Annotated in this window: 6 protein-coding genes and 1 pseudogene; all 7 read right to left on the reverse strand. The window is 66.4% G+C overall.

Features of this window, described 5'->3' with window-relative positions; all coding sequences use genetic code 11:
• Positions 1 to 58 precede the first annotated feature (58 nt).
• The gene (locus tag ABG80_RS05830; RefSeq protein ID WP_058086820.1) at positions 59 to 970 is read right to left on the reverse strand and encodes a hypothetical protein; all 912 of its coding nucleotides are present in this window, start codon (positions 968 to 970) and stop codon (positions 59 to 61) included.
• Complete coding sequence (locus ABG80_RS05835) at positions 967 to 1,815, reverse strand: ABC transporter ATP-binding protein (RefSeq protein ID WP_235513757.1); 849 nt, start codon at positions 1,813 to 1,815, stop codon at positions 967 to 969. The genes ABG80_RS05830 and ABG80_RS05835 overlap by 4 nt, the downstream gene beginning before the upstream one ends.
• Entirely contained in the window at positions 1,812 to 2,609 is a 798-nt protein-coding gene (locus ABG80_RS05840; protein ID WP_058086821.1) for an ABC transporter permease, read from the reverse strand. The genes ABG80_RS05835 and ABG80_RS05840 overlap by 4 nt, the downstream gene beginning before the upstream one ends.
• Positions 2,610 to 2,629: 20 nt before the next feature.
• Positions 2,630 to 4,282: a phosphate ABC transporter substrate-binding/OmpA family protein gene (locus tag ABG80_RS05845; protein WP_058086822.1), complete on the reverse strand. Its 1,653-nt coding sequence runs from the start codon at positions 4,280 to 4,282 to the stop codon at positions 2,630 to 2,632.
• Positions 4,283 to 4,294: 12 nt separating this feature from the next.
• Positions 4,295 to 4,966 (reverse strand): methyl-accepting chemotaxis protein, encoded by a 672-nt coding sequence (locus tag ABG80_RS05850; RefSeq protein ID WP_160322455.1) that lies wholly within the window; start codon positions 4,964 to 4,966, stop codon positions 4,295 to 4,297.
• 136 nt (positions 4,967 to 5,102) lie between these two features.
• A complete protein-coding gene (locus ABG80_RS05855; protein ID WP_268760936.1) occupies positions 5,103 to 5,897 on the reverse strand; it encodes a rhomboid family intramembrane serine protease in 795 nt (264 codons plus the stop codon).
• A pseudogene (locus ABG80_RS05860) lies at positions 5,875 to 6,001 on the reverse strand (IS5-like element ISCARN85 family transposase); the annotation flags it as partial. The gene ABG80_RS05855 and the pseudogene ABG80_RS05860, both read right to left, overlap by 23 nt.

The raw sequence follows: 6,001 nt of genomic DNA on the forward strand, positions 1-6,001 counted from the left end.
ATCTGATGTTCCTGTGTTGGTGTGTTGTGTCTGCTGGGGTGCTTGCCCGGGGCCTGGGTCAACGCCCGCCGGGGTGTTCGCGCCGGCCTGCGGCGTTGGCGACCGCCTGTCTTGGCGCTCGCCTGGAGGCCTTGGATTTTTCTGCGCCAGGCTCAGGGGACGTGACCGCCTGCGACAAGGCGATCGCCAGGTCGGAGGTGGACATGCTGATGTCCATGGCGGCCTTTTCGCTGAGCTGGAGCCTGGAGACCGATTCTTCGAGCATCTCGGCCAGGTTGCCTGCATTCGGCGCCGTCATGACCATCTGGTACACCTCTTCGAAGCGAACCGGCATGCCCACCAGCGCGGCCTCCAGCGTGGAGCGGCGCGCACTCAGGCGACTGCCACGCTCGAGGACGTCCTCGTACTCGGCCTGCAGCCCGAGGGCCGACTGCGCTTCGTCGCTGCCGGGCTCGGCGTTGGCCAGGCGGCGCTCGACGGCGGCCAACTTCTTGCGAACGCCCTCGAGCAACTGCTCGTTGGACGACGAGCTCATGACCGCGTCGCTCAGGCAAAGGGTCAGGTAGTTGACCGTCAGGTCGTCGAGCTGCTCCACCTCGGCTGGCGACAGCCGGGTGCTGGCGTCGCCCGCCGTGCGGTAGAGCGACTGCACCCGGTTCCACATCGTCTGGTATTGCGAGAGGTAGCGCGAGCCGCCGTGGATGTCGATCTCCCGCAGCAGCCGCTGACGGCGATCTTCGCGGTCCGCCACCCGCGATCGACGGTTCACCGCCTGCTGGAACGAAGGCAGACCCGGCACCACCGCCAGGCCCAGGACCTCGATGGCCGCCAGGGCCAGCCCGCCGAGGATCAGCGCGTCGCCGCCCCAGGGAAAGGACAGCATCACCGACACGCCGGCAACGCCAGCGGCCACCAGCTGGTTCCTGGGGTGCTTGAGGAATTCCAGCCAGTAACGAGGTTTGTCGCTCACACGCTCACCCGCAAGGAACCACGCCCCCCGCTGGCGCGCAGGTGACCGACGACGCGGTCATGCCATTCACGCACCTCGGCGCCCATCAGCCATTCGCTGCTGCGAGGCTGGAGCTTGGGGATCTGGAAGTCGTCGATGATTTTGGCCGGTTGCGTCGACAACACGATGACCCGGTCACCCAGCAGCAAGGCCTCGGTGACATCGTGGGTCACGAAGACGATCAGGCAGGGGTGGGCCTGGTGCAGCCTGACCAGCAGGGTCTGCATGGCCGAGCGGGTTTGGGCATCGAGGGCACCAAAGGGCTCGTCCATCAGCAAGACCTTGGGGCGAAGCACCAGGGCCCTGGCCAGGGCCACGCGCTGGTTCTGCCCGCCCGAGAGCTGCGAGGGGTACTGGTCGCGCTTGTCGCTCAGGCCCACCTCTTCCAGCATGGCGTCCACCCGGGCTTCGGCCTCCTGGTGGCTGACCCGGCGCTTCCACTCATGGAACTGGAACGGGTAGAGCACGTTCTCGCGCACCGTCAGGTCGGGCCGGTTGTTGTAGTGCTGGAAGACCATCACGGTGTCCGGGTGCGCGTCTTCGCACAAGGCACCTTCGATCTTGATCTGGCCTGAAGAAGGGGTCTTGACGTTCCAGGGGCGCACACCACCCAGCATCTTCAGCAGCGTGGACTTGCCGCAGCCCGAAGGCCCCAGCAGCATGTTGATGCCGGGGCGCTCGAACCTGAGGCTGACGTTGTCGAGCACGCACAGCGTCGAGCCATCGGGTTGCGCGTAGTTCTGAACGATGTCGATGGCCTCGACCATGGGCGGCGGCAGCTTGGCCGTTGCAGCGGGGGCGTTCACGCTTTGGTCTCCCACTTGAACAGGCTGGTCTTGAGCCACATCAGCGCCTGGTAAGTGGCCAGCGCCACGCCGATGATCACGATGATGCCGGCGAAGACCTGGTCCATGGCGCTCAGGCGCCGGGCGTTGGCGATCAACTGTCCCAGGCCTTCCTGGGCGTTCACGTACTCGGCCACGGTGATGTAGGTCCAGCTGACCGACACGCCCACGATGACGGCGTCCATGATGCGGGGCATGGCCAGGGGCAGCAGCACCTTGGTCACGCATTCCCACGGCGTGGCGCCGATGTCCCGCGCGCTCGTGAGGTAGCCCTCGGGAACGGCGCGCACCGCGTCCCGCACCAGCGGTGTCAGGTAGACGATCGAGCCCACGAACAGGAAGGCGATCTTCATGAATTCACCGATGCCGAACCACATCACCATGATGGGCAACAGGGCTGCCACCGGGGCCGAGCGGAAGGGGTCGATCAATGGAGACAGCACGGCGTTGATGCGCGGCGATGCCCCCATCAACACCCCCAGCGGGATGCCGATCAGCATCACCAGCGCGGAGGCCACCGCCACGCGTCCGACGGACCACATCGTGGCCACGCCCAGCTGGCTGCGCCCCTCGTACCAGGCCAGGTAGGCGAAGGCTTCGCCCACGGCCATCGGCGAAGGCAGCTGGTTCTTGCTGAGCAGGCCCGAGGCCGACACCGCGGCCCAAACGAGCAGCACGGTCAGCACCGAGGCGAGCGCGAGCCAGCGTTGTTGCGCCCGGGGCAGGCGCAGGTAGGGGTTCCAGAAGTCGTTCATGCGTGCAGCGTGCGCAGGCTTTACTTTGCGAACACGGCCAAGCGAGTGGAGCGATTCAGGGCACGGCACTCGTCGAGGTTCATGCCGGCCGAGCCAGGGTTGGCCTCGTCACACAGCGGGCGAGTGGGGCCAAAGCCCACGACGCGCAGCCGTGCCTTGGGGATCTCCCATTGCTTTTCCAGGTACTCCGCCACGGCCTTGGCGCGCGCCACAGACAGCGCCTGGTTGGTGTTGGCCGAACCCACGCTGTCGGTGTTGCCGCTGAGCTCGAAGTAAGCGCTGCCGTTGTTCTCGATGAAGGGGATCATCTCGGTGTCGATGACACGTTGCGCGCGCTTGGTCAACTCGCTCGAGCCGGAGCTGAAGTTGACGGCCACCGGCTTGGTGACCGCAGCCGGGCTGGCCATGGCGCTGGCGCGGCCCGTGTCCGTGAACTCGGCCTGGGGCTTGGCGGCCTCGACCTTGGCCGCCGTGTCCTTGGCCAGCGCCGCCTTGATGAAGCGCAGGTCAAAGCTCTCCTGGGCGGGGATCACCGGAGAGTTGGGGTTGGCCAGGGCGCCGGCGCCACGGTAGATCTGGTCGAAGCGCGTGTACACGCGCTCGTAGTGGTTCACGCCACCGACCAGGCCCAGCACGCGGGCGTTGTCGGACAGATCGGTCCAGACGACGTTGCCGAACAGTTGCTTGAGGAAGGGCTTGCCTTCGGTGCCGGCCAGCACCTTGAAGAACTCCATCGAATTGATGAGGCCCTCAACGGCTTGATCGGGGTTGGCCTTCGCCACCTTCACGCCTTGCAGCCAGCCATCGACGAATTTCTGAAAGACCGCTTCGTTCTCGGGCTTCTTGAGCTCGCGCTGATCGCACACGATCACGTCGTAGATCAGGTTGGTGGCGGTTTTGGTGGAGTACACCACGTGGGCACCCTTGACGTCGCGCAGGGCCAGGGAAAGGTCGGGGTCCCAGAGGACGGCGGCGTTCACGTCGCCCGAGACGAACGCAGCACGCACGCCTGCGGTGCCTTCTTCCGGCTTGATGAAGACCGTGCGCACCTGTTGCTTGGCGCGAGCGGTCATCGACGAGTTCTCGATGGCGTCGATCAGCATGCCGTGCGACGGCGTGAACTGGACCAGGCCCACGTTCTTGCCGGACAGGTCTTCGATGGTCTTGATGGCCGGGTCGCGGGCGATGACGGCGTCACCACCCTGGGTGTTGTCGACGATCAGGATGGCCTTGCCGTCGTGACCGGCGTTGCGTACATTGGGGTGCTCTTGCGCCCAGAAGTCAGAGGTGCGCCACACGCACTGCGCGCTCTTGGCTTCGAACAAGGTCGGGATGGTCGGGATGTCGTCGTTGATGACGAACTCGACGTGCAAGCCCAGCCGCTCGTAAATGGAGCCCGCGGCCGTTTTCAGGCTGTTGCCGTTGGCCAGCACGGCGGGGGCGTAGCCGTGAAAGCTCACCAGGCTGACCCGCAGCGGGTTGCTGGCAGAGCCGAGGGCGCCCTGGCGGGAAGCCGCAGCCGGTCTGGCCTGACCAGGGGTGGTGATCGCGGTGTCCTGGGCCGAGCCTTGGACCTTGTCCTTGACCACCAGGTGCCATGCTGCGGAGCCGATGGCCCCCAGCGCGGTCAACGCCAAAAGGGCCTTGGTCAGCCCGGTCATCTGATACGCCATGTTGTTCTCCCTTTACTGCCCGTTGGCCAGGCCAAATTGATGGATGAGCGCCTGCATGTCCGCCGAGGTGCGGGACAGCTGCTCCAGGTCCCGTTCGGCGGCGTGGCGGCGCGTCTGGTGATCGGCTTCGAGCGCGGCACACTCCTGGGCCCCGCGCGCGATCTCCCGTGCCATCAGGGCCTCCAGGTCGGAGATCTGCTGGCGGATGGTTTTGAGCGCGTCCTCCTGCCGGGCCCGGATGGCGGCCAATTGCGCTTCGGTTTCGGCCTGTGAGGCCGAGACCCCGGCGCGCAGGGCCGCAGCGTGCTCGTTCATGGCGCGCACCTTGTGCGTGGCGTCGGAGATCGGGTCCTGGATGGTCCAGGTGTCGTCGGCGGCGTCGATGGCCTGGATGGTCTGCCTGCGAAGCCCGTCGTCCATGGCCTTGAGGCCATCGAGCAGGCGCAGCAGCCGCTCTGCCGGGTACGGGCTGGCGGGCACCCCCGCGTTCTCGTAGACCTGATCCAGCGACAGACCGGGCGACAGCGCGGCCACGTCGGTGCCAGCTGGCAAGGCGCCGCCCAAGTCGGACGGCTCTGCGGTCGACGCCTCGTGCGACGCATCCAGCGCGCCTGCTTCGTGTGAAACATCCTCGACACGGCTGACCAGGCCAGCCTTCTCGAGCAGGCTCATCATTCCTTTCACGGCCTTCTCCCCTTCTGTTTGAAGCACGGCGCTGTGGCTGCCCGCTTCGGGCCCCTGCCGTATTGCGCTGTAGTTTATGCGAAGGGCATGGCGCTCGACGAGGGCGGACGCGGGGGCCAGATGGTTGAGGCGAGGCTCAAAACTCGCCGGCCTGGCTGCTCCACATCTTGCCAACGCCTTGCGTGGCGGGCGCCTCGGGCAGCAGGGGCTGGGCCGGCTCTTCGCGGCTCGGCGGCTCGCTGAAATCCGGCTTGACCGCCTCCAGCCTTTCTTGCTCGGCGATCGTCTCGGCGATGGCCTTGAGCTCGACGGCAGCCGGGTCCGGCACCCACAAGGCGATCGGCAAAATGGCCAGCATCGCGCAGCCCACGTGCCCCAGCGCGCGCACCAGGCGCTTGGGCGAGTGCATGGTTTGCAGCAGGCAACCGCCCAGGATCGCCCCTGCGACGAGGCCCCCGATGTGCGCCACCTGATCGTTCGAGGGCCGGATGAACCCGAAGGCCAGCGTCAGGCCCACGGTCGGCAGCAGGCCGGAGATCGCCGCCTTGTCTTGCAGCAGTTCATGGCGTTGATCGCTCTCATCGAGCATGTAGGCCGCGAACAAAGCACCGCACAGCGCCATCACGGCACCCGATGCACCAACGCCGACGATCAGGTTGTACCGAACCTGACCCAGGATGTTGACCTGCTCGGCCATGGCCACGCCACCGATGGCGCTGGCCAGCCCTGCGAGCAGCCCGCCTGCCAGGAACACGGCCAGCGAGCCTCGGCCACCGAAGACGGCCTCGGCCAGCGGCCCGACATAGGCGAGCACGGCGAGGTTCATGAGCAGGTGCATCCAGTCGCCGTGCATGAACATGCCGGTCACCAGGCGCCAGGGCTCGGAGGTCAGGGTCAGGTAGGGCCTGTTAACACAAACTGCGAAGCCCATCGACCACGAGCACGAAGCTGAGAAAGCCGAGAAACATCGCATCAAGCTTTTCGAACCGGGAGAAGATTCGGCGGTAGCCCTTGAGCCGCCGGAACAACCTCTCG

Origin of the sequence: Aquabacterium parvum, from assembly GCF_001447195.1 — a bacterium.
Taxonomy (GTDB): Bacteria; Pseudomonadota; Gammaproteobacteria; order Burkholderiales; family Burkholderiaceae_C; genus Aquabacterium; species Aquabacterium parvum.